Raw genomic sequence first — 23,298 nt, 5'->3', positions numbered from 1 at the left:
CATGGGAACGTTCGACTCTCGCAGACGCCGGGGGCGCAGCATCGCGCTGCTGTTCGCGCTCGCTGCCACCACGCTCTCCGCGGCCGCGACCGCGCAAACCTTCCCCGCCGCCGCGACGTGGGCGCCGCTCACGCGCTTCGACGCCGGCTCGGGCACGCACCTGCCGATCGGCGATGTCTCCGGCGACGCGACCGGCGCGCGTGACATCGTGGGCAACACGGCGAACCCCGTGTCGTACGTGCACGCGGACGGGACGCACTTCTACTTCCGCCTGCGCGTCAACACGACGGCCCTCGCCGCGCCGACGAACTTCGACAACAGCTCGAGCTTCGGGTGCGTGATCGACGCGGACGCCGACGCCACGGATTTCGAGTTCAGCGCGATCGTCGACGGCATCTCCGCGCCGGACGCCGTGCGCTTCTGGGTGAACACGACCCAGCAAACCCCGGGCTCCCCGGCCGATACGCCCGAGGTGATGGTGAAGGCCTACCTCGGCCCGCTGCAGGTCGGGCAGCCGGGCTTCGGATACGCGCGGCAGGTCGCGGCGGGCTCGGTGTTTCCGATCGCGGCGCCGGACGCCGATTTCTTCGTCGACTGGGCGGTCGAAAAATCTCTCCTCCAGGCCGCGGGCGTCGGCGATGGGACGCCGCTCCGTTTCGCGTGTGGCACCGGCGTCAGCACCTCCACGCTGTCGACCGATTTCACGAGCACGGCGAGCCTCGCGCTCGTCCTGAGTGATCCGTATCTCTGCGGCGGATCGGGCTGCATTCCGCAGACCTGCGCCGGATACGGGCAGCTCTGCTCGGACGGGATCGGCGCGTGCGCGACGTCGGGGTCGCTTTACTGCAACGCGGCGGGTCAGGCCGTGTGCGACGCGTTCCCGGGCGAACCCTCGGACGAGACGTGCAACGCGGTCGACGATAACTGCGACGGCGTGGTCGACGACGGAAACCCCGAGGGCGGCGGCGCCTGCACGACGGGCCTCGCCGGCGTGTGCGGCGCGGGCACGGAGAACTGCCTCTCCGGCGTCGTCCAGTGCACGCCGAACGTGGCGCCCGGTTCGACCCCCGAGACGTGCAATTCGCTCGACGACGATTGCGACGGCCAGACGGACGAAGGGTTCGCCCTCGGCACGAGCTGCACCGTGGGGCTCGGCGTCTGCGCGGCCTCGGGCGTGACCATCTGCAACGGGCAAGGCGGCGCGACGTGCAGCGCGACGCCGGGCACCCCGCAAACCGAGACGTGCAACGGGCTCGACGACGATTGCAACGGCTTCGCCGACGACGGTGATCCGGGTGGCGGACAGCCCTGCGCGACCGGCCTCGACGGCGCCTGCAGCGTGGGGATCACGGCCTGCTCGTCGGGCGGCGTGGCCTGCGTGCCGGCGGTTCTCCCGGGCGAGCTCCCCGAGACGTGCAACTTCGCCGACGACGATTGTGATGGCCTCGAGGACGAGGATCTCGGGCTCGGCGCCGCGTGCGTCGCGGGCCTCGGCGCGTGCGCGGTCCTCGGCTCGGTCGTGTGTACGCCCGAGGGCGGGACGGCCTGCAACGCCGTCGCGGGGACGCCGAGCACCGAGATCTGCGGCAATACGATCGACGAGGATTGCGACGGCGTGCTCGACAACGGCTGCCCGGACACGGACGGCGATGGGCTGATCGACGCGATCGAGGAGAAGATCGGGACCGACCCCGCGGACGCCGACACCGACGACGACGGCGCGGCCGACGGCAGCGAGATCAACGGCGCGGTCGACACGGACGGCGACGGGCTCATCAACGCGCTCGACCCCGACAGCGACGACGACGGGCTCTTCGACGGCACCGAGCTCGGCAAGGATTGCAGCGGGCCCGGTACGGACGCGGCCGCCGGCCATTGCAGGCCCGACAAGGACGGAGGCCTGACGAAGACGGACCCGCTCGATCCGGACACGGACGGCGGCGGCGTGAACGACGGGTCGGAGGACACGAACCTCGACGGCGTCGTCGACCCGAACGAGACGGATCCCACGGCCAGCCACGCAGCGGACGACGGCCAGACGCAGGACACGGACGGCGACGGGCTGAGCGACGGGCTGGAGAAGACGATCGGCACGAATCCGAACGACCTCGACAGCGACGACGACGGCCTGCTCGACGGCGACGAGGCGAACCCGTCCGACGACACCGACGGCGACGGGCTCATCAACACGCTCGATCCGGACAGCGACGACGACGCGCTCTTCGATGGCACGGAGGCCGGCAAGAACTGCTCGCACCCCTCGACGAACCCGGTCGCGCAAAACTGCCGGCCCGACATGGACGGCGGCAACCTCCAGACCTCGCCGGTCGCTCGGGACACCGACGGCGGCGGCGTGAGGGACGGGGCCGAGGATCGCAACCTGAACGGCCGGACCGACCTCAACGAGACCGATCCGACCGAGGGCAACGCGCCCGACGATCAGCAGCTCGCGAACCTCGACAACGACGGCGACGGGCTGACGAACCAGCTCGAGGTCTTCCTCGGTTCGAATCCGAACGACGCCGACAGCGACGACGACGGCGTGCTCGACGGCGACGAGGCGAACCCGTCCGACGACACCGACGGCGACGGCAAGATCAACGTCCGCGATCCGGACAGCGACGGCGATGGGCTCTTCGACGGGACCGAGGTCGGCAACGATTGCTCGCACCCGTCGACGAACCCCGCGGCGAACGCTTGCCTCGCCGACGCGGACCTCGGCGCGACGCGCACGTCGATGGTCGATCCGGACTCGGACGACGGCGGCGTGTCCGACGGCGACGAGGACAAGAACAAGGACGGCAAGCTCGATCCGGGCGAGACGAACCCGGTGAAGGGCAACGGCGAGGACGATCCGCTCGACAGCGACGGCGACGGCCTGCTCGACAAACTGGAGCTGATGCTCGGCACCGATCCGTTCGACTGGGACTCGGACGACGACGGTGTCTCCGACGCGGAGGAGCCAAACCTCGGCGAGGACACGGACGGCGACGGGTTCATGAACGCGCTCGACCCCGACAGCGACAACGACGGGCTGCCGGACGGGCTCGAGATGGGCAAGGGCTGCGATAACCCCGACACCGACCCGTCCGCGGGCCAATGCATCCCCGACGGCGACGGCGGCGCGACGAAGACCGATCCGCTCGACTGGGACACAGACGACGGCGGCGCGAGCGACGGGGCCGAGGACAAGGACAAGGACGGCGTCATCGATCCGGGCGAGACAGACCCGACCGTGGGCCACGGCGCCGACGATCCGCCGGACACCGACGGCGACGGGATCTTCGACGACGACGAGGAGGTGATCGGGACCGATCCGAACGACGCGGACACGGACGACGACGGCGTGCGTGACGGCGACGAACCTGCCTTCGCCGAGGACACGGACGGCGACGGGCTCATCAACGCGCTCGATCCGGACAGCGACAACGACGCGCTCTTCGACGGCACCGAGCTCGGCCTCGATTGCACGGATCCGGCGACGGACATCACGGCGGGCCATTGCGTGGCCGACGCCGACGGCGGGCTCACGAAGACCGATCCGCTCGATTGGGACACCGACGACGGGACGGTGAGCGACGGGTCGGAGGACTTCAACCTCGACGGCAAGATCGACCCGGGCGAGACGAACCCGACGGCCGGGAACGGCGCCGACGACGTGGCCGTGACGGACACGGACGGCGACGGGCTGAGCGACGAGCTCGAGGATACGATCGGCACCGATCCGACCGATCCCGACACTGACGACGACGGCGTGATCGACGGGCAGGAGCCGAACCCGACCGACGACACCGACGGCGACGGCACGATCAACGCGCTCGATCCGGACAGCGACGGCGACGGGCTCTTCGACGGCACCGAGATGGGCAAGGATTGCAGCGCGCCGGCCACGGACCCCGCCGCGGGCACGTGCGTCGCGGATGGCGACATGGGCGCGACGACGACCTCGCCGCTCGATCCGGACACGGACCACGGCGGCGTGTCCGACGGCGACGAGGACACGAACGGCAACGGCGTGATCGATCCGGGCGAGATCGATCCGAACGACGGGAGCGACGACGCGACGAAGCTCGACTCGGACGGCGACGGGCTGACGGACGCGGAGGAGATGCAGATCGGCACCGATCCGTTCGACGCCGACAGCGACGATGACGGCGTGTCGGACGGCAAGGAGCCGAGCGTCGGGGTCGACACGGACGGCGACGGGCTCATCAACGGGCTCGATCCGGACAGCGACGACGACGGGATCTTCGACGGGACCGAGCTCGGCCTCGATTGCTCGGGGCCGGGGACGAACCCGATGGCGGGCAACTGCATCCCCGACGGCGACAAGGGCGGGACGAAGACCGATCCGCTCGACGCCGACACCGACGACGGCGGCGTGAGCGACGGCCTCGAGGACAAGGACAAGGACGGCGTGGTGGACGCGGGCGAGACGAACCCGCTCGATCCGGCCGACGACAAGGTGGTGCCGAACCCCTGCGAGACCGACGAGGATTGCGGCGGCCCGAACAGCGGTCAGATCTGCGTGGAAGGCTCGTGCACGGAGGGCTGCCGCGGCGAAGGTGGCAATGGCTGCCCGACGGGCGAGGAGTGCACCTCGACGAACACCGCGCCGGGCCTGTGCGTGTCCCCGGAGGAAGCGATTCGCCTGGCCGGCGGCGGTTGCGCCTGCGCCACGGGGCAAACGGAAGGCGCGCCGGGCGGCGTGGCCCTCGCCTTCGCCGCGCTCGGCGCGCTCGTCCTGCGCCGCAAGCGGCGCGCGTAACCCTCTCCCCTCTCTACCTTCCTACGCCCGCGTGGGCAGCTCCTCCGCCGGCCCTGGCGGACCGGGGCGCGCCTTGCGAAGCACCTGATCCGGCTCGAGCGCGCGCGCCGCGAGTCCCGCGAGCGCGGCGCCGAGCAGCGGCGCGACCCAGAACATCCAGAGCTGCCGGAGCGCCCAGCCACCCACGAACAGCGCAGGCCCCGTGGAGCGCGCGGGGTTGACCGAGGCGTTGGTGATCGGGAGGTCGACGAGGTGAATCAGCGTCAGGCACAGGCCGATCGCGATCCCGCCGAACGTGTTCATCGCGCGTTTCGACGTGGCGCCGAGGATCACCACGACGAAGAAGAATGTCAGGACGACCTCGACGAAAAACGCAGCCGACGCCGAGTAGCCGGCCGGCGAGTGCGCGCCGTAGCCGTTTGCGCCGAGGCCACTCATGGCGGGGTCGTACCCGCCCGGCATCCCGCGCGCGATGATCAGCAAGAGGCCTGCGCCGATGAAGCCGCCGACGAGCTGGGCCACGATGTACGGCAGCACCTCCGCGCGCGGAAAGCGCCCGGCCGACGCGAGGCCGACGGTGACGGCCGGGTTCAGGTGCGCGCCCGAGATGTGGCCGAACGTGTAGGCCATGGTGAGCACCGTCAGGCCAAACGCGAATGCGACGCCGACGTTTCCGATCTTCTCACCCGCGATGACCGCGCTGCCCACGCCGCCGAGCACGAGCCAGCACGTCCCGACGGCCTCTGCGATGGCCTTTCGTCCGATGGACATGAGACGTCCCCCCTTTCCCCACAGAGGAACGTGGGGTAGGGCGCGCCCGCGTCCAGGCGCCGCCCTGCTTCTCCGCGCCCGCGTCGAACGTGCTCATCGCCTCCGGGGCACGTCGTCCGAGGTCAGCCGGGCGCGAGCTCCAGGAGCGAGTGGTAGATCCCGAGCCGCTCGTGCGTCGCCTGCAGCGCGAGCCCTTCCTCGCGGGCGAGCGCGAGGATGTCCTCGGCGCGGTACATGCGGCTGTTGCCGTTCGCGATCGTCGTGAAATACGGCGACGTGTTGATCAGGCAATACGCCGCCGCGTCGAAGCGCTGCCGATCCCAGAACGTATCGAGGATCCAGAGCCGACCTCCGGGGCGCAGCGCGCGCCCGGCGCGGCGCAGGATCGTCCGCACCTCGTCCTCCGAGAAACACACGAGGAACTGACTCATCCAGACGGCGTCGAAGCCCGAGGGCAGCTCCGCGTGCGGATCGAGCACGTCGACGGGGCAGGGCACGGCGCGGCCGTCGAGGCCCATTTCGCGCAGGGTCTTCATGGCCATGTCGAGCTGGCCCGGCAGGTCGACCAGCGACACGCGCAGATCGGGCGAGCGCGAGAGGCATATCGAGGCCCATTTGCCGGTATTGCAGCCGATGTCGAGCAGGTTCCGCGGCTCGCGTTCGAGCACGAGCCGGCTCGCCGCGGGGAAGGCGGCGTCCGAATAAAAATGGTCGAAGCGCAGCCACGCGCTCTTCGCGTGTTCGGGCAGGTGCGCGAGCGCCTCGTAGACCGTCTTCCATTCGCCGAAGACCTCGAGCCCCGCGGGCTTGCCGAGGCGGAGCGCGTCTTCGAGCTTGTGCATGCCGAGGTAACAGACCTCGTGGACGAACTCCATGTTCACGGCCGTCATCTCGTCGCGGCGGATGAACGCGCCGAGCGTGGTGATGACGAATTTGCCGTCGTCGTAGGCCACGAGATCCGCCGAGAGCCCGCATTCGAGCAGGACCGTCGCGGCATAGATGGAGAGCCCCGTCTTCGCGGCCGCCTCGGAGGCCGTCATCCCCTCGGCGCCGCGATCCTCGACGGCTTCGAGCAAACCTGTCGATCGCAGGAGCCGCGTGGCCTGAAATACGATCGGCGCGAAGGCGATTCGTTGGGCGTCAAAGCGTGTTTCCAGGCCAGTCTTGTCGGTACCGAAGCGTTTGTGTAACACCATCACCTCCGCGGGGGGACGCATCATGCCCGGGACGGAGAAAAAGTCCCACGATAACTTTCCACGAAGGTGTGAATCGTGGCGACGTGGATGAGGACTCCCGTCCTCAATTGCAGGGTCTTGTCCTCATTTCGAGGCTGGTAAGCGGGCAGTGCATGCGCAAGATGCCAACACATTCAGGATCTCGTCCAGTACGTTTTGTGTGATATGTGTCCCTGACGATAGCCATGAACCCCAGTCCGAGGGAGAACATGAAACGACGAGGTATATTGGGGCACAAAACGATCGTGAGCGGCGTCGCTCTCATCGTGGGCTTCCTGGGGCTCGCCGTGCCCGTCACGGCGCGCGCGCAGACGTTTCCGCCCGACGCTTCGTGGGTCGCGTTGACGCGCACGGATCCGGCGACGGGCATGACGACGCCGCTCAGCGATCCCGAAGGTGATGCCCAGAACTCGCGCGACATGGTCGGCAATGAGCAATTCCCGCTCGCCTACGTGTACAGCGACGCGACCCATTATTACTTCCGGTTGCGGATCGACGAGACCGTCCTGCAGGGCCCGACGAACTTCAGCCCGTTCGGCTGGGGATGCGTGATCGATACGGACAACGATTCGAGCAATTACGAATACAGCACGCTCGTCAACGGCATCTCGAACCCGGACGAGGTGCGGCTTTGGGCCAATACGACGCAGCAGATGCCGGACAATCCCGGCGACGCGCCGGAGACGCTCCTCCATACGTACCTCGACCCGCTCACGATGGGCGCGATGGGCTACGGATACGCGCGTGAAGTCCCGGCGGGCTCGAATTTCCCGCTCGCCGCGCCGACGGCGGACTTCTTCATCGACTGGGCCGTCGAGCGGAACGCGCTCATCGCCGCGGGCGTGAGCCTCGATCAGCCGCTTCGTATCGCCTGCGGCACGGCCTCGAACGGCACGTCCCTCTCGCAGGACTTCACCGGCCCGGCGAGCCTGCCCGATCTGCTCAGCGATCCGGTGAGCTGCGGCGCGGGCGGCTGCATTCCGCAGACCTGCATGGGCGCCGGCGAGGCGTGCTCCGCGGGCGTCGGCGAGTGCCTCGTGACGGGCGTGATGGTCTGCAACGCCGAGGGGCAGGCGGTCTGCAACGCGTTCCCGGACGAACCCGGGACCGAGGTCTGCGACGGCCTCGACAACGATTGCGACGGCGCGATCGACAACGGCTGTCCCGACACCGACGGCGACGGGATCCCCGATTTCGCGGAGGGCACGCTCGGCACCGATCCGAACGACGCCGACAGCGACGACGACGGCATTCCGGATGGCCAGGAGCCGAGCCTCGACGTGGACACGGACGGCGACGGGCTCATCAACGCGCTCGATCCGGACAGCGACGACGACGGTCTCTTCGACGGGACCGAGGTCGGGAGCGGTTGCAATGCGCCCGCGATCGATCCCGCGGCAGGCCATTGCATCCCCGACGGCGACATGGGCGCGACGAAGACGAACCCGCTCGACCCCGACACGGACGCCGGCGGCGTGAGCGACGGCGCAGAAGACAAGGATCGCGACGGCGTGGTCGACGCAGGCGAGACGAACCCGACGGAGGGCAACGGCGGGGACGACGGGACGAACACGGATACGGACGGCGACGGGCTGACCGACGATTTCGAGACGGGCATCGGGACCAATCCGAACGACGCCGACAGCGACGACGACGGCTTGCCCGATGGAGAGGAGCCGAATCCGACGCTCGATTCGGACGGCGACGGGCTCACGAACCCGCTCGATCCGGACAGCGACAACGACGGGCTCTTCGACGGCACCGAGCTCGGCAAGGATTGCTCGAACGCAGGGACGGACCCGGCCGCCGGGAGCTGCGTGCCCGACGGCGACATGGGCGCGACGACGACGTCGCCGCTCGACGCCGATACGGACGACGGCGGCGTGAGCGACGGCTCGGAGGACAAGGACCTCGACGGCGTGGTCGACGCGGACGAGTCGGACCCGACGGCGGGCCACGGCGACGACGATTCGACGAACCCGGACGCGGACGGCGACGGGCTGAGCGACGCCGTCGAGGGGAGCCTCGGCAGCGATCCGAACGACGCCGACAGCGACGACGACGGCGTGCCCGACGGAGAGGAGCCGAACCCGGCGGACGACACCGACGGCGACGGCATCAAGAACGTGCTCGATCCGGACAGCGACGGCGACGGGCTGAAGGACGGCACGGAAATGGGCAAGGGTTGCTCGGGGAACGGGACCGACCCGGCCGCCGGCAACTGCGTGGCCGACGGCGACAACGGCGCAACGACGACCGCGCCCCTGAACCCCGACACCGACGGCGGCGGGCTCGCCGACGGCGACGAGGACACGGACAAGGACGGCGTGGTCGACCCCGGCGAGACCGATCCGACGAAGGGCCACGGCGGCGACGACGACGGCGATCCCGACGACGACGACGACGGGCTGACCGACGACGAAGAGACGGCGATCGGGACCAACCCGAACGACGGCGATAGCGACGACGACGGCGTGCCCGACGGCGAGGAGCCGAGCCCCGGCGTGGATACCGACGGCGATGGGCTCGTCAATGCCCTCGACCCGGACAGCGACAATGACGGCCTCAAGGACGGCACCGAGCTCGGCAAGGATTGTTCGGCGGCGGGGACGAATGCCGATGCCGGCCAATGCGTGCCCGACGGCGACAGCGGCGCGACGACCACGGATCCGCTGAAGCCGGACACCGACGGCGGCGGCGTGAGCGACGGCGACGAGGACACGGACAAGGACGGCGTCGTCGATGAAGGCGAGAAGGATCCGAACGACAAGGCCGACGACGCGCCCGTCGAAGAGCCGTCGGACGACGGCATCCTCCTCACGGGCCACGGCCTGATTTGCGCGGCCGGTCGCGGCGGCGAGAGCGGCAACGCGGCGCTCGTCGCGCTCGCGGCCCTCGGGGCCCTGGCGATCCGCAGGAAGCGTCGCTAGCTCGACGTGAGGCGGTGAAACGAACACGGGGAGCGGTCGGCGAAAGCCGGCGCGCTCCCCGTGCTCTTTTGTGGCGGATTCGTCAGCCGACGGTCACAGGCATTCGTTCGAGATGCAATCCTTGCCGGCCGGGCAGGGGGTATCGAGGTCGCACTCGGGGTTGACCTCTTCGTTCGTCTTGCAGGTCCCCTGATCACAAGCGACGAAACGATTGTCGATGAGCTTGCAGGCGGTGAGGTCGGCGCACGGGTAATGGCAGTAGCCGTCCGCGCCGCACTGGGCCGCGCCGGGGCAGGGCTCCTTGCCCGGGCCGCAGCCGGGGATGGGGGAGGGATCGGGGATGCAGCCGCCGGCCGTGCTGTCGCAGATCTCGCCGGCCGGGCAGTCGCTGTTCTTGGTGCAGGAGGGCTCGCAGATGCCGTCGATGCAGGCCTCGTTGCTCGCGCAGGGCTTCATCGGACACGCGGTCACGGGGTCGGCGACGCAGACGCCCTTGTCGCAGATGTATCCAGACTGGCACGGGCTGTTCGCGTCGCAGCCGACCTCGCACTGCCCGTTCACGCAGACCTTGCCGGCGCCGCATTCGTAGCTGTGGTTGCAGCCGACGAGGCAGAGGCCGTCCAGGCAGACCTTGCCGGAGGGACAGTCGCCATTGTCGACGCACGCGCAGGTGGTCACGTTCGGGTCGCATCCGGGATTGCCGCCGCCCTGGCCGCCGGCGCCGCCGCCGCCGCCCTGGCCCACGTTGGGATTGGCGGGGTGACAGCCGTAACCGTCACAGATCATGCAGTTTTCCCCGTTCGCGTCGCATTGGATCTGGGCATCGGCGTCGGAGCAACCGCCGTAGCCGCTGCCGCTCACGGCGAGGACGAGGAACAAGGCGCTCGGGCCAAAAAGCTTGGCGAAGGATGGACGCAAGAACATGAAAACCCTCCAGCGACGGACGCGCCGCAACGAGCGCGCGGGGCGCCTGCGTATTCGTACCACGGGGGTGCGTAACACGCACCGTGCCACCGTCTTACGTTGCTTGGGGTGCAGCTTCACGCGTCGCTGTGAACGCCGGGCTACGCGTCATGGTACGCGCGCGTTCACGCGGAGGGAGTCGCGGGAGCGTCCAAGGGGGACGATGGACGCTCTTCGGGCAAGCGTGGCGCTACGAGATCACGCCGAACTTCTTGCCGACTTTTTCGAATGCTTCGAGCGCGCGATCCAGGTGATGGCGCTCGTGCGTCGCCATGTAGCTCGTACGGAGGACCTGCTGCTTCGGGGGGACGCCGGGCGTGATGAATGGGTTCACGTAGATCGAGTGCTCGTCGAGCAGCGTCTTCCACATCATCACGGTGCGGAGATCGTCGCGGATGTAAATCGGGATCACGGCCGTCTCGGTCTTCCCGAGCTCGAAGCCGAGGCGGCGCAGCTCGTTTCGCATGTACGTGAAGTTCTCGCGCAGCTTCTCCTGTCGCTCGGGCTCCTCCTGCATGACCTCGAGCGCGGCCATCGCCGCGGCCACGCACGGCGGCGCGGCGCTCGCGGCGAAGAGGAAGCTAGAGGCGAAGTGCTGAATGTAATCGAGCACCTTGCGTTCGCCGACGAGCCAGCCGCCGATCGACGCGAGCGATTTCGAGAACGTCCCGCCGATGAGGTCGACCTGATCCGCGACGCCGAAATGGGCGGCCGTGCCGCGGCCGCCGGGGCCGATCACGCCGAGCGCGTGCGCGTCGTCGACGAAGAGCCGCGCCTTGTGCTTCTTCACCACCGAGGCGATGCCGGGCAGGTTCGCAATTTCGCCCTGCGCGCTGAAGACGCCGTCCGTGATGACGAGCGCGCCTTCGCTCGTGTCGAGCTCGGCGAGGGCCTGGTCGAGCGCCTCGGGGTCGTTGTGCCGGTAGCGGACCATGCGCGCGCCGGCGGCCTGGCCGAGGCGGACGCCGTCGTAGATCGAGGCGTGGTCGTCCTTGTCGATGACGGCGACGCTCTTCTTGTTGGAGAGAAGGGCGCTGATGGTGGCGATGTTGACCTGGTAGCCCGTGGTGAACACGAGCCCCGCCTCCTTGCCGTGGTAGGCCGCGAGCTTCTCTTCGAGCTCGTTGTGCAGGCGCATCGACCCGTTCACCAGGCGCGAGCCGGTCATGCTCGTGCCGTACTTGTCGATCGCGTTCCTCGCGGCCTCGCGGACCTTCGGGTGCGTGGTCAGCCCGAGGTAGTTGTTCGAGCCGAGCATGATGACCTTGCGGCCCTCGAGCTGCGCTTCCGGCCCGTTGTTGAAGTCGAGCGGGCGGAAGAACGGGTAGACGCCCATGGCGCGGGCGTTGTCCGCGGTCATGAACTTGTAACACTTCTCGAAGACGTCCCGGCCGCCGATGCGCGAGAGCGACGTGCGCGACGCCATCTGCTGCGCGAGCTTCTCCTCGGCCGCGCTCCCGGGGCCCGCGGGCTTCGGCGCCTCGGTGCTCGTCGCTTCGCCGCTGCCCGCTTCGCCGTTCGTCGGGGCGTGCGCGGCGGCGCCGTTCGTCGCGGCGCCGTTCGTCTTGGCGTGCGCGGCCGCTCCGTTCGTTGCGCCGTTCGCCTTGGGCTCGGCGGGTTTCTCCGCGGGCGCGGGGCTCTTTTTGGCTGCGCCCACGACGTCGTCGCCGCCTTCGAGGGCCGGGTCGATCGTGGGCAGGGCGTGGCCGTTGAGGAGGATGCTCCAGGCTTCGGAGGCGCGCTCTTTGGCCGCTTCGAGCCGGCCTCGCGCGTCCATGAGGCCCGTCGCCACCTGCATCACGCGGTCGTTGCTGATGAGGCGCATCACGGCGCTGGAGGACGAGAGCTTTTTTCCCAGTCGATCGATCACGCTCATGAAAGGATCCTCGGCCCCCGCCGCATCTTCCGGACCCGGGGATACGGCTCATGGAAGCCCCTGTCAATCGTGCCCCCAGTGCAACCGTTGCAGGGTAGCCTCGATCCGTGTAGAAAAGTTTGCGAGGATCCATGCGTCGAGTCCTGGTCGTCGACGATGAAGAGAACTTGCGGGTCGTCGTTCGCTCCTTCCTGAAGCGCGACGGCTACGAGGTGGAGCTTGCGCCGGGGGTCGAGGAGGCGCTCGCGCTGCTCGAATCTTTCGGTCCGGATTTCATCCTCACGGACGTGCGGATGCCCCGGCTCGGAGGGCTCGATCTGCTCGCGACCCTGAAGGCGAAGGGTGATCCGGCGACGGTCATCGTGATGAGCGCGTACGGCAACGTCGACCTCGCCATCGAGGCGATGAAGGCCGGCGCGTACGACTACATCCAGAAGCCGTTCAAGGCCGAGGAGCTCTTGCTCACGTTGCGCAAGGCCGAGGAGCGGGAAACCCTTCGCCGGGAAAACCGCGCGCTCAAGCAAGAGATCCTGCGCGAGAGCACCTTCGAGGAGATCCTCGCGAAGAGCGAGAGCATGCAGGCGATCTTCAGGACGATCGCCAAGATCGCCGACTACAAGACCACGGTGCTCGTGACCGGCGAGAGCGGCGTGGGCAAGGAGCTCGTGGCGCGGGCCATCCACCGGCGGAGCTCGCGGCGCGGCGGGCCGTTCGTCGCGGTGAACTGCGGGGCGATCCCGGAGAGCCTGCTCGAGAGTGAGCTCTTCGGTTACCGGCGCGGCGCCTTCACCGACGCGACCACCGATCGCGTGGGCCTGTTCGAGCAGGCAAACCACGGCACGCTCCTGCTCGACGAGATCGGCGAGCTGCCGCTCCCGCTCCAGGTGAAGCTGCTCCGGGTGCTGCAGGAGGAGACGATCCGGAGGCTCGGCGACTCGAAGGACATCAAGGTCGACGTGCGGATCATCGCCGCGACGCACCGCGACCTGCACGCCGAGACGCAGGCGGGTCGGTTCCGGGAGGATCTCTTTTATCGGATCAACGTGCTGCCGATCGGCATCCCGCCGCTCCGGGAGCGGCGCGAGGACGTGCCGCTGCTCGTCGAGCACTTCATGAACCGCAACAACGCGCGCTTCGGGACGAACATCCGCGCGCTCTCGCCCGAGGCGCGCCGCCTGCTCCTCGAGTACGGCTGGCCGGGCAACGTGCGCGAGCTCGAAAACACCATCGAGCGCGCCATGGTGCTCGCCGAGAAAGACAGCATCGAGGCCGACGACCTGCCCGAGCGCATCCGCGAGGCGCGTGATCCGATCCAGCTCCACCTGACGAGCGGGGAGCTCTCGATCAAGAAGACCGCGCGCGTCATCGAGGAGATCCTCATCCGCCGCGCGCTGCAGAAGACGAAGGGCAACCGCACGCGCGCCGCCGAGGTGCTCGAGATCAGCCACCGCGCCCTGCTCTACAAGATCAAAGACTACCGGATCGACCTGTGATCCCAGGGCTCGGGCGCGAACCGAGCTACGCGGGATCCATTCGTATGGCGGTTTTGTGCCATGGGGTTGAAAGCGTCAGCGGACCGACACGGCGCCTGACACGTCGCGAAAAATTGGGTAGCTTTTCGACCGTGACGACCATGAAGGGTCCGCCCGGCGCACCGGGACCGACGCCACCTTCGCCGGGGCGCGGGTCGTCGCGGCGCGCGTTCTCCGAGCTTCCTTCGAACGGCGAGCCGAAGGCCGCGCGTGAGCCGTCGTCCCCGGCGACGAACCCGGACGACAAACCCGCGCCTTCGACGAGCGGCAAACCGTATTTCTCGCCGCCCCCGCAGCGCGGTCCGACGCCGACGCCCCCGCCGCCGGCCACGCGCCCGACGAACCCGGCCTCCGTGCCGCCGCCCATACCGTCCGGGCGCTCGACGCCGCTGCCGCCCTCGCCCGTGGGGTTTTCCCGCGGCGTGACGCCGCCGCCGCCCTCGACCGCGCCTCGCTCCTGGGCGCCGTCGACGCAGCCGCGCCGCACGCCGCTCCCTGCGTCGCCGGGCTCGCAGGCGCCGCGGACGATCTCCACGATCCCGCCGCCGCCGACCTCGCCGCCGCCCTCGTCGCTCGCGCACTCGACCTCGCGGCCGCCGGCGCCGCCGCGGGCGCAGACGCTCCTCTCGGCGCGGCCGGCGGTCGATCCGGGGCTCGTGACGCCGGCGGCGCGTGTGCTCGACGAGCTCGTCGCGCTCGAGACGAACGAGCGGCTGCTCATCGTGCACGACCGGCAGAACGAGGGCGTGGCGCGCGCGTTCGAGCAGGTGGCGCAGGAGCGGCGGGCGCGGGTGGAGCGGATCGACGCGGAGGCGCTCGCGCCGCGGCCGTGGGGGCGCTGCCCGCCGGACGTGCTCGCGGCGGTGCCGGGCGCGGACGTGACGCTGTTCGCCGCGACGTACGAGGAGGGGGAGTACGACGCGCGGCACACGTTCGTCATGGCGGCCACGGCGAACCGCGCGCGTCACGTGCACATCGTGGGGACGAGCCGGCGCGCGTTCGTGAACAGCATGCTGGCGAGCTCGACGCGGGTCTTCGACCTCATCGCGGCGCTCCGGAACGCGATGAAGCCGCATTCGAGGCTCCAGGTGCGCTCGCAGGCGGGCACGTCGCTCGAAGTGGAGATGGCGCCGAACCTGCGCTGGTTCGCGAACGGCAGCACGATCCGCTCGGGCCAGTGGCTGAACGTGCCGTACGGCGCGCTCGTGACGTCGCCCGGGCAGGTGACGGGCACGTACGTGGTCGACGCGTCGATGGGCGGCGGTTATGGATCGCGGCTCGGCTCGCTGTCGAGCCGGCCGATCCGGCTCACGTTCGAGGGCGGGCGGGTGCAACGCGTGGAGTGCCGCGACAACGCGGTGAAGACGTACGTCGAGAAGTTCATCAACGAAGCGATGGGCCACGATCGGGTGGGGCTCTTGTCGCTCGGAGCGAACATCGGCATCGCGGCGCCGCTCGGCGAGCTCATCCACGACGAGAACATGCCGGGCTTGCACCTGTCGCTCGGGGAGAATTTCGCCTCGCGGACGGGGGCGCTCTGGACGTCGCACGGTCAGCTCGCGTTCGCCGCGGCCGACACGGACGTCGATCTGGACGGCGAGCCGCTCATCCGTCACGGGCGATACGTGCGAATGGTATAGCCTTGCGCAGTTCCCCGTCGGGGGCTACGCCGCCTGGCCGTCATTCCTGACAACGATTGGGGCTGCGCTCGGACAAGCCGAGCTACGCCCCAAACCCCAGTTGCAACGGGCCGAAGAAGCTCAGCCATGAGGAAAAACTACGTCCTCGACGCCAACGTCCTCCTCCACGACCCGCACGCGATCTTCAAGTTCGAGGACAACGACCTGATCATCCCGATCTACGCGATCGAGGAAATCGACCAGTTCAAGCGGGAAGGGAGCGAGCGAGGGCGCAACGCGCGCACGATCGCGCGGCTGCTCGACGGCCTGCGCAGCTCCGCGGGGGCGCTCTCCGTGGGCGTGCCGCTCGAACGCGGGGGCTCGCTCCGCATCGCGATCCCCGAGCGGCGGCCGAATGCGCTCGTGGGGCTCGACTCGAAGTCGCAGGACCTCGCGATCTTGCAGGTGGCGATCGACGTCCGCGACAAGGACAAGGGCAAGCCGACGATCTTCGTCACGATGGACACGAACCTGCGCATCCGGGCGGACGCGCTCGGCGTGACGTCGGAGACGTACGAGAGCCAGAACGCGCCCGATCCGGAGAACGAGCTGTCGGTGCTGGAGGTCGAGGTGCCGGGGACCGACGTGGACCTGTTTTTCCAGAACGGGTTCGTCGCGGCACCGCACCGCTCGGCGCTCTACCCGAACGTGGGCGTGCTCCTGCGTGACGAGGCGACCGCGACGCACACGGCGCTCGGTCGGTACGACGCTTCGAAGGGGCAGGTCGTGTCGCTGCGTACGCCGCGCGACGGGGTGATGGGCGTCCGGCCGCGCAACAAGGAGCAGGCGTATGCGCTCGACCTCTTGCTCGACGACACGGTCCGGCTGGTGACGCTGATCGGCAAGGCGGGCACGGGCAAGACGCTGCTCGCGCTGGCGGCGGGGCTCAAGCGGACGGTGGAGGACGGGAGCTACTCGCGGATGCTCGTGAGCCGGCCGGTGATGCCGCTCGGCCGGGACCTCGGGTTCTTGCCGGGGGACGTCGACGAGAAGCTGAACCCGTGGATGCAGCCGATCTTCGACAACCTCGAGTTCTTGTTCTCGAGCGGAGCCACGCGTGGCAAGAGCGGCGGCGCGGACGGGCGCGGGTTCGTGCAGCTTCTGGAGAGCGGGATCGTGCAGGTCGAGCCGCTCACGTACATCCGCGGCCGCAGCTTGCCGCATCAGTACCTCATCGTGGACGAGGCGCAGAACCTCACGCCGCACGAGGTGAAGACGATCATCACGCGCGCGGGCGAAGGGACGAAGATCATCCTCACGGGTGATCCGCACCAGATCGACAATCCGTACGTGGATCACGCGTCGAACGGGCTCAGCGTGGTGGCCGACAGGTTCAAGCAGGAGCAGATCGCCGGGCACGTGGTGCTGGCGAAGGGCGAGCGTAGCGAGCTCGCGGAGCTCGCGGCGAACTTGCTGTAGGGACCGTGCCGCGCGCGCCAGGCCCTCACTCGTCGCCATGGATCACGGACGCGGGAAACGCGCTCGTGCAGGCGGCCGCGCGCGTGCGCGTGATCATGTGCACGACGCCGACGAACCTGCGGGCGGAGCTCGACAGGCTGGGCAGCGCATGGGCGCGTGGTGATCACGAGGCGCCGCGGTTCTCGTACGAGCCGCCGCCCGATCACGAGGGCCTCGTGCGCGCGCTCGGCGAGCTCGCGGCGTTCCTGGAGAACGAAGGGCCGCTCGGCGCGGTGTACGCCGGAAGGGCCCGGGAGATCGCGGCGGAGGCGCTCATCTGCTCGGCGGTCGGGACGAAGGGGCTCTGGGCGGCGGCGCGAAAAAGGTTTGGCCGGCGCGACCATTACGACGACGCCGCGGACGACCTCGCGCGGCGCTGGCTCGCGGAGCCGCCGCCGCGCGCCTCCGAGGAGGACATGCCGATTCGCAGCGACGACGAGGCGGCGGAGGGATCGCTGCTCGTGCGGATGCGCGCGGAGATCGGGGCGCGGCGATTGCCGTTCCGGGTGGTCGTGGTGCGGGATCTGTCGTCGCTCGCGGCGACGGGCGAGGGCGTCGTGCAGGTCGCCGCGGGGCGGTACATGACGCGGGCCGACGTGGAGCGGACGGTGCTCCACGAGATCGATGGGCACGTCTTGCCGCGGTGCCGGGCGGCGGGGATGTCGCTCGGGATTTTCGTGATCGGGACGCAATGCGGCGCGGATGATCAGGAGGGGCGCGCGCTCTGGCTCGAGCGGCGCGCGGGGGCGCTCGTGGGCGGGCGGCGGCGCGAGCTCGCGTTCCGGCACGTGGCGGCGCGGAAGCTCGAAGCGGGGGCCGATTTCGTGGAGGCGGCGCGGCTCCTGCTTTCGTACGGGGCGAGCGTCCCGGACGCGCTTCGGATCACGGCGCGGGTCTATCGAGGGGGCGGGCTCGGGCGCGAGGTCGTGTATTTGCCGGCGCTGCTCCGCGTGGAAGCGGCGCTCGCGGTGGATCCGTCGCTCGACGGGGTGCTCGGCGCGGGGCGCGTGTCGGTGGACGCGGCAGCCGTGCTTCGGCCATTTGCGTCCCGTTCCGGGGCGTGACCCGGGCATACCGGATCTGCTAGCGTCGCGAGAAGGCTTATCCTTTTCGTTGCGTGAGGTGACGCGTGTCCATGCTTCGCTTGCTCGGGGTCGTGGGGCTTTCGGCATTTTTCGTGGGTTGCGGCGACGCCTCGGAGGCCTCGTTCGGGGATCCGGGGACGACGTTGTGGGTGCGCCGGTTCGGGCGCGACAGTTATGCCGGGTCGTTGGGGCTCGCCGGTGTCGCGTCGGGCGGCGTGATCGTGTCGGGTCGGTTTTACGGAGACGTCGATCTCGGCGGGGGCACGCTGCCGGGGCCAGGGAACAACTATCAGGCGTATGTCGCGCGGTACGACGGCGAAGGCAAACACGTCTACAGCCGCGCGTTCGGCGTCGAATTCGCGGAGGTGTCGGACGACGTCGCGGTCTTTCCGGACGGCTCGGCGCTGATTGTGGGGACGTTCGGCTGGCCGATCGATCTCGACGGCATTTCGCTGCCGTGGGACGGCAGTGACGACGCCTTCGTGGCGAAGCTCGATCCGGCGGGGAAAGTGGCCTGGGTGCAGACGTTCGGCGGCGCGGAATCGCAACGCGGCACGGCCGTCGCGGCGATGCCGGACGGGGGCGCGGTGGTCGCGGGGACGACGCGCGGCCCGCTGGATCTCGGGATCGGCGAGCCAGAGGACACTTCGTTCCGCAGCTTCCTCGTGCGGCTCGACGCGAAGGGCGCGCCCTTGTGGTCGCGGATGCTGAAAGGCGCCGAGCTCTCGACCGTCGAGGACATCGCGGTGCAGGGGGAGAGGATCGCCGTCGTGGGTCAATTCATGAACAGCCTGGATGTGGGCTTCGGAGAAGAGTATCTGCAATCGAGCGGGTGGCATGATGGGTTCGTCATGACGTACGATCTCGACGGAAAACCGCTCTGGGGCCATGCGATGGGCGCCGCGGGGTATTACGACGATGCGAGGAGCGTCGCGTTCACGGCCGACGGCGGGCTCGTGATCACGGGAGACGTCGAGGGGAACGTCGACCTCGGCGGTGGACTCATCCAGGCCGTGAACGAATACGACTCGAACACGTATCTCCTGGAGCTCGACGCGGCGTCGAATCACCGGCGGAGCGTTCTCTACGGGGGCGACGGCTGGGATCGTGGGCACGGCGTCGCGGTGACGGCCGACGGGGGCGTGATCCTCACGGGAGAGATGGCCGGGCGCATGTCGTTCGGCGAGGCGAGCCTCGCGGCGAACGAGGGCGAGATCTGGGGCGACGCATTCGTGGCGGAGCTCGACGCCGATCGGAAACCGGTGTTCCTGCGTCGTTTCGGCGGGTCGGAGATGCAAATGGGGCAGCAAGCCGTGGTGGACGGGCAGGGGCGCGTGTTCGTCGCGGGGACGGCGCTCGGCGCCGTGGACTTCGGGCTCGGGCCGACGCCCGGCACGGGGTACTACGAGACGTTCCTGGTCGCGCTCGCGCCCTGAGCCGCGTTTCCCCCGTCGCGCGAATTCGGTACGCTCGCCGGCGCGATGAGCCAAGAGCAGGTCCCTCCATCTCCCTCCCGGTCGCCGGCGAAGTGGACACGAACCTTGACCCGCAGCGGAGAGTTCGCCGGCGTCACGGTCCAAGGGCAGATCACGTCGTGGCACGACTTCTACCATTCGGTGATGAAGGCCCGCTGGCCGGTCGTGGCCCTCTCGCTTTTCACGGCCTACCTCGGGACGAACCTCGTGTTCGCGGGTCTTTACCTCCTCGGCGGGGACGACATCGCCAACGCGGAGCCGGGTTCGTTCACGGACGCGTTTTTCTTCAGTGTTCAAACGATGGCGACCATCGGCTACGGAGCGATGGCGCCGAAGACGCTCTATGCGCACGTGCTCGTGACGGTGGAGGCGATCTTCGGGCTCTTCGGCCTGGCGCTGGCGACGGGCATCGTGTTCGCGAAGTTCGCGCGGCCGCTCGCGCGCGTCGCATGGAGCGAGGTCGCGCTGCTGACGAAGCGCAACGGCATCCCGCACCTCGTGTTCCGCGTGGCGAACGCGCGAGCGAACCAGATCGTGGAGGCGAGCATGCGCGTCTGCGCGCTGAAGTTCGAGACGACGAGCGAGGGCGAGCGGATGCGGCGGTTCTTCGATCTCAACCTGGTCCGCGCCAACAACCCGATCTTCGCGATGACGTGGACGGTGATGCACCCGATCGACGAGCACAGCCCGCTCCACGGAATGACGATCGAGGATCTCGGCCAGGGGAACGTGGAGATCCTCGCGATCCTGACGGGCCTCGACAGCACGTTCGGGCAGACGATTCACGCGCGGTACGCCTACGCGGCGGACGACATCGTGGAGAACGCGCGCTTCGAGGACATGATCGTGGTGCGGCCGGATGGTAGGCGCGCGTTGGACATCACGCGGATCAACCTGTGCGTCCCGCACGAGCCGAAGGTCGAGGCGGCCCCGGACGAGGCGCCGAAGGCGGCGTGATTTCGCGGGCGTGATTGCACGCCCGACATGCAATCGATATTTCAGTTTTCCCGGGGAAGGGGCCCGTCCCGCACGGATGGACGTGGTCTTCCTCCGGCAGGCGTGCGGACGCGGGGGCAAACGGTCGATTCCCGCTGGACAGCCGTGCAGGCCATGGATAAAGCGTCCCCTCCCATGACCGTCACGACCGACTCCACCACGGTGGCCTCGCCCACGATCACGCTGCCCGCTTTCGACCCTGTCCCGACCCTCTCGGAGGAGCTGACGCTGCCCCGATCGGGTGTCTCGGCAGTTGTAAAGCTGCTCGCCGAGGGCGCGACGGTGCCGTTCATCGCGCGGTACCGCAAGGAGGCGACGGGCGGGCTCGACGAGGTGCAGATCCGCGCCATCGAGGAGCGCCGCACGTACCTCGTGGAGCTCGACGAGCGGCGCCGGCAGGTGCTCGACGAGATCGGCAAGCAAGGCAAGCTGACGGACGAGCTGAAGAAGAAGATCGTCGGCTGCGCGACGAAGGCCGAGCTCGAAGACCTCTACCTGCCGTTCAAGCCGAAGCGCAGGACGCGCGCGATCATCGCCAAGGAGCGCGGGCTCGAGCCGCTCGCGGACCGGATCTGGTCGCAGGCGAAGGAAGGCAACCCCGACGAGGAGGCCAAGGCCTTCGTCGACGCGGCCAAGGAGGTGCCCGACGTCGCGGCGGCGCTCGCAGGCGCGCGCGACATCTGCGCCGAGCGGATCGCGGAGAACGCCGACGTGCGCAAGCTCGTGCGCGAGGCGTACATGCAAGACGGCGTGATCCGCGTGAAGAAAAACGAGGAGCACGAGGGCAAGGCGACGAAGTTCGACACGTACGCGACGTTCGAAGGGCCCGTCGCGGGGATGCCGTCGCATCGCTACCTGGCGATCCGACGCGGCGAGGCGGAGGGGATCCTCCGCGCGTCGGTGGATCTCGATGGGGAGAAGCTCTTCGCGCCGATCGGGAAGATGAGCGGGCTCGACGGCGGCTCGCCCTGGGCGGGCGAGCTCGGCAAGGCGGTGAGCGACGCGTACAAGCGGCTGCTCGCGCCGAGCGTGCAGATCGACGTGCGCGTGGAGCTGAAGCAGCAGTCGGATCGCGCGGCGGTCGAGGTGTTCGCGCAGAACCTGCGAGAGCTCCTGCTGGCGGCGCCCTTCGGGACGCACGCGGTGCTCGGGATCGATCCGGGGCAACGCACGGGCTGCAAGTGCGCGGTCGTCGACGACACGGGCAAGCTGCTCGCGAACGAGACGATCTACCTCGTGCAAGGCGCGGACGCCGAGGAGCGCGGCAAGCGGACGATCCGCGATCTGTGCCGGAAGTTCGGCGTGCGCGCGGTCGCCGTGGGCAACGGGACGCACGGGCGCGAGACGGAGCAGTTCGTCCGGGATGTGCTCGCGGCCGAGGGGCTGAAGGAGATCTTCTGCGTGCCCGTGAGCGAGGCCGGCGCGAGCGTGTACTCGGCGAGCGACGTGGCGCGTGAGGAGTTCCCGGACCTCGACCTGACGGTGCGCGGCGCGATCAGCATCGCGCGGCGGCTCCAGGATCCGCTCGCCGAGCTCGTGAAGGTCGATCCGAAGAGCATCGGCGTTGGGCAGTACCAGCACGACGTGTACCAGTCGCTGCTCGCGCGCAAGCTCGACGAGGTCGTCGAGAGCTGCGTGAACATGGTCGGCGTGGAGCTCAACACGGCGAGCGCGCCCTTGCTCTCGCGCGTGGCGGGCATCGGTCCTTCGCTCGCGAAGAAGATCGTGTCGCACCGCGATCAACACGGCGCGTTCTCGAGCCGGAAGAAGCTGCTCGACGTGGCGGGCCTCGGGCCGAAGACGTTCGAGCAGTGCGCGGGCTTCTTGCGCATCCGCGGGGGCGAGCATCCGCTCGACGGGAGCGCGGTGCACCCGGAGCGTTACGTGCTCGTGGAGAAGATCGCCGAAGACCTCGGTGTGCCCGTCGCGTCGCTCGTGGGCGACACGAAGCTCATCGGGCGGATCGACCCGAAGAAGTACATCGGCGGCGACGTCGGCGAGTACACGATGAACGACATCCTCGTCGAGCTGAAGAAGCCGGGGCGTGATCCGCGCGCGAGCTTCGAGCCGCCGAAGTTCCGCGATGACGTGCGGACGATGGAGGACCTGAAGCCCGGGATGGAGCTCGAAGGGGTGGTCACGAACGTGACCGCGTTCGGCGCGTTCGTGGACGTGGGCGTGCACCAGGACGGGCTCGTGCACGTGTCGCAGCTCGCGGATCGGTTCGTGAAGGATCCGAGCGAGGTGGTGAAGGTCGGCGACAAGCTGAAGGTGCGCGTGCTCGAGGTGGACATGGTGCGCAAGCGGATCTCGCTCACGGCGCGGAAGGGCGAGCGTCCGCAGCCGGGGGCGCAGTCGCAGGGCGCGCAGCAGGGCCGCGGCGGGCAAGGTCCGCAGCAAGGGCGTGGCGGGCCGCAGCAGGGCAAGGGTCCCCAGGGCAAACCCCAGCCGCAGGGGAAGTTCACGAACAACCCGTTCGCGACGCTCTTGAAGCGGTAGGCGGGCGGTCGGCGCGGGGTCGGTTCGTGCT

At 69.2% G+C, this 23,298-nt stretch carries 13 protein-coding genes; 9 read left to right on the top strand and 4 right to left on the bottom strand.

Annotated elements, in window-relative coordinates; genetic code table 11:
- The first annotated feature begins 1 nt into the window (after nt 1).
- Nucleotides 2-4,768 carry a MopE-related protein gene (locus tag QHF84_RS31365; RefSeq protein WP_281317154.1) on the top strand — a complete coding sequence of 1,589 codons (4,767 nt, stop codon included), beginning with the start codon at nt 2-4 and terminating at the stop codon, nt 4,766-4,768.
- A gap of 21 nt (nt 4,769-4,789) precedes the next feature.
- On the opposite strand, the gene aqpZ is transcribed toward QHF84_RS31365, so the two are convergent.
- Both aqpZ and QHF84_RS31355 read right to left on the bottom strand, forming a co-directional pair.
- A complete protein-coding gene (gene aqpZ / locus QHF84_RS31360) occupies nt 4,790-5,539 on the bottom strand; it encodes an aquaporin Z (RefSeq protein ID WP_281317153.1) in 750 nt (249 codons plus the stop codon).
- Nucleotides 5,540-5,661: 122 nt separating this feature from the next.
- Nucleotides 5,662-6,759 carry a class I SAM-dependent methyltransferase gene (locus QHF84_RS31355; RefSeq protein WP_281317152.1) on the bottom strand — a complete coding sequence of 366 codons (1,098 nt, stop codon included), beginning with the start codon at nt 6,757-6,759 and terminating at the stop codon, nt 5,662-5,664.
- Nucleotides 6,760-7,019: 260 nt separating this feature from the next.
- On the opposite strand from QHF84_RS31355, the gene QHF84_RS31350 reads away from it, so the two are divergent.
- Nucleotides 7,020-9,704 (top strand): hypothetical protein, encoded by a 2,685-nt coding sequence (locus QHF84_RS31350; RefSeq protein WP_281317151.1) that lies wholly within the window; start codon nt 7,020-7,022, stop codon nt 9,702-9,704.
- Between the two features lie 93 nt (nt 9,705-9,797).
- Here QHF84_RS31350 and QHF84_RS31345 read toward each other — a convergent pair whose 3' ends face one another.
- Both QHF84_RS31345 and QHF84_RS31340 read right to left on the bottom strand, forming a co-directional pair.
- The gene (locus tag QHF84_RS31345) at nt 9,798-10,628 is read right to left on the bottom strand and encodes a hypothetical protein (RefSeq protein ID WP_281317150.1); all 831 of its coding nucleotides are present in this window, start codon (nt 10,626-10,628) and stop codon (nt 9,798-9,800) included.
- Nucleotides 10,629-10,857: 229 nt separating this feature from the next.
- Nucleotides 10,858-12,543 (bottom strand): aminotransferase class I/II-fold pyridoxal phosphate-dependent enzyme, encoded by a 1,686-nt coding sequence (locus QHF84_RS31340; protein WP_281317149.1) that lies wholly within the window; start codon nt 12,541-12,543, stop codon nt 10,858-10,860.
- 131 nt (nt 12,544-12,674) lie between these two features.
- Here QHF84_RS31340 and QHF84_RS31335 point away from each other — a divergent pair, with 131 nt between their 5' ends.
- From QHF84_RS31335 to QHF84_RS31305, 7 genes are all read left to right on the top strand, one after another.
- Nucleotides 12,675-14,036, top strand: coding sequence for a sigma-54 dependent transcriptional regulator (locus tag QHF84_RS31335; protein WP_281317148.1), 1,362 nt, complete (start codon nt 12,675-12,677; stop codon nt 14,034-14,036).
- Between the two features lie 140 nt (nt 14,037-14,176).
- The gene (locus tag QHF84_RS31330) at nt 14,177-15,715 is read left to right on the top strand and encodes an aminopeptidase (protein WP_281317181.1); all 1,539 of its coding nucleotides are present in this window, start codon (nt 14,177-14,179) and stop codon (nt 15,713-15,715) included.
- 126 nt (nt 15,716-15,841) lie between these two features.
- Nucleotides 15,842-17,173 carry a PhoH family protein gene (locus QHF84_RS31325; RefSeq protein WP_281317147.1) on the top strand — a complete coding sequence of 444 codons (1,332 nt, stop codon included), beginning with the start codon at nt 15,842-15,844 and terminating at the stop codon, nt 17,171-17,173.
- 5 nt (nt 17,174-17,178) lie between these two features.
- Complete coding sequence (locus QHF84_RS31320) at nt 17,179-18,276, top strand: tyrosine/phenylalanine carboxypeptidase domain-containing protein (RefSeq protein WP_281317146.1); 1,098 nt, start codon at nt 17,179-17,181, stop codon at nt 18,274-18,276.
- Between the two features lie 65 nt (nt 18,277-18,341).
- Nucleotides 18,342-19,733, top strand: a complete 1,392-nt coding sequence (locus tag QHF84_RS31315; RefSeq protein ID WP_281317145.1) for a hypothetical protein — start codon at nt 18,342-18,344, stop codon at nt 19,731-19,733.
- A 105-nt stretch (nt 19,734-19,838) separates the two neighbouring features.
- The gene (locus QHF84_RS31310) at nt 19,839-20,729 is read left to right on the top strand and encodes an ion channel (protein ID WP_281317144.1); all 891 of its coding nucleotides are present in this window, start codon (nt 19,839-19,841) and stop codon (nt 20,727-20,729) included.
- Between the two features lie 174 nt (nt 20,730-20,903).
- Nucleotides 20,904-23,267: a Tex family protein gene (locus QHF84_RS31305; protein WP_281317143.1), complete on the top strand. Its 2,364-nt coding sequence runs from the start codon at nt 20,904-20,906 to the stop codon at nt 23,265-23,267.
- The last annotated feature ends 31 nt before the right edge of the window (nt 23,268-23,298 follow it).

This window comes from Polyangium sp. y55x31, from assembly GCF_029946505.1.
In the GTDB taxonomy this organism is placed as follows: domain Bacteria; phylum Myxococcota_A; class Polyangia; order Polyangiales; family Polyangiaceae; genus Polyangium.
This window is presented reverse-complemented; position numbering and strand designations above follow the sequence as displayed.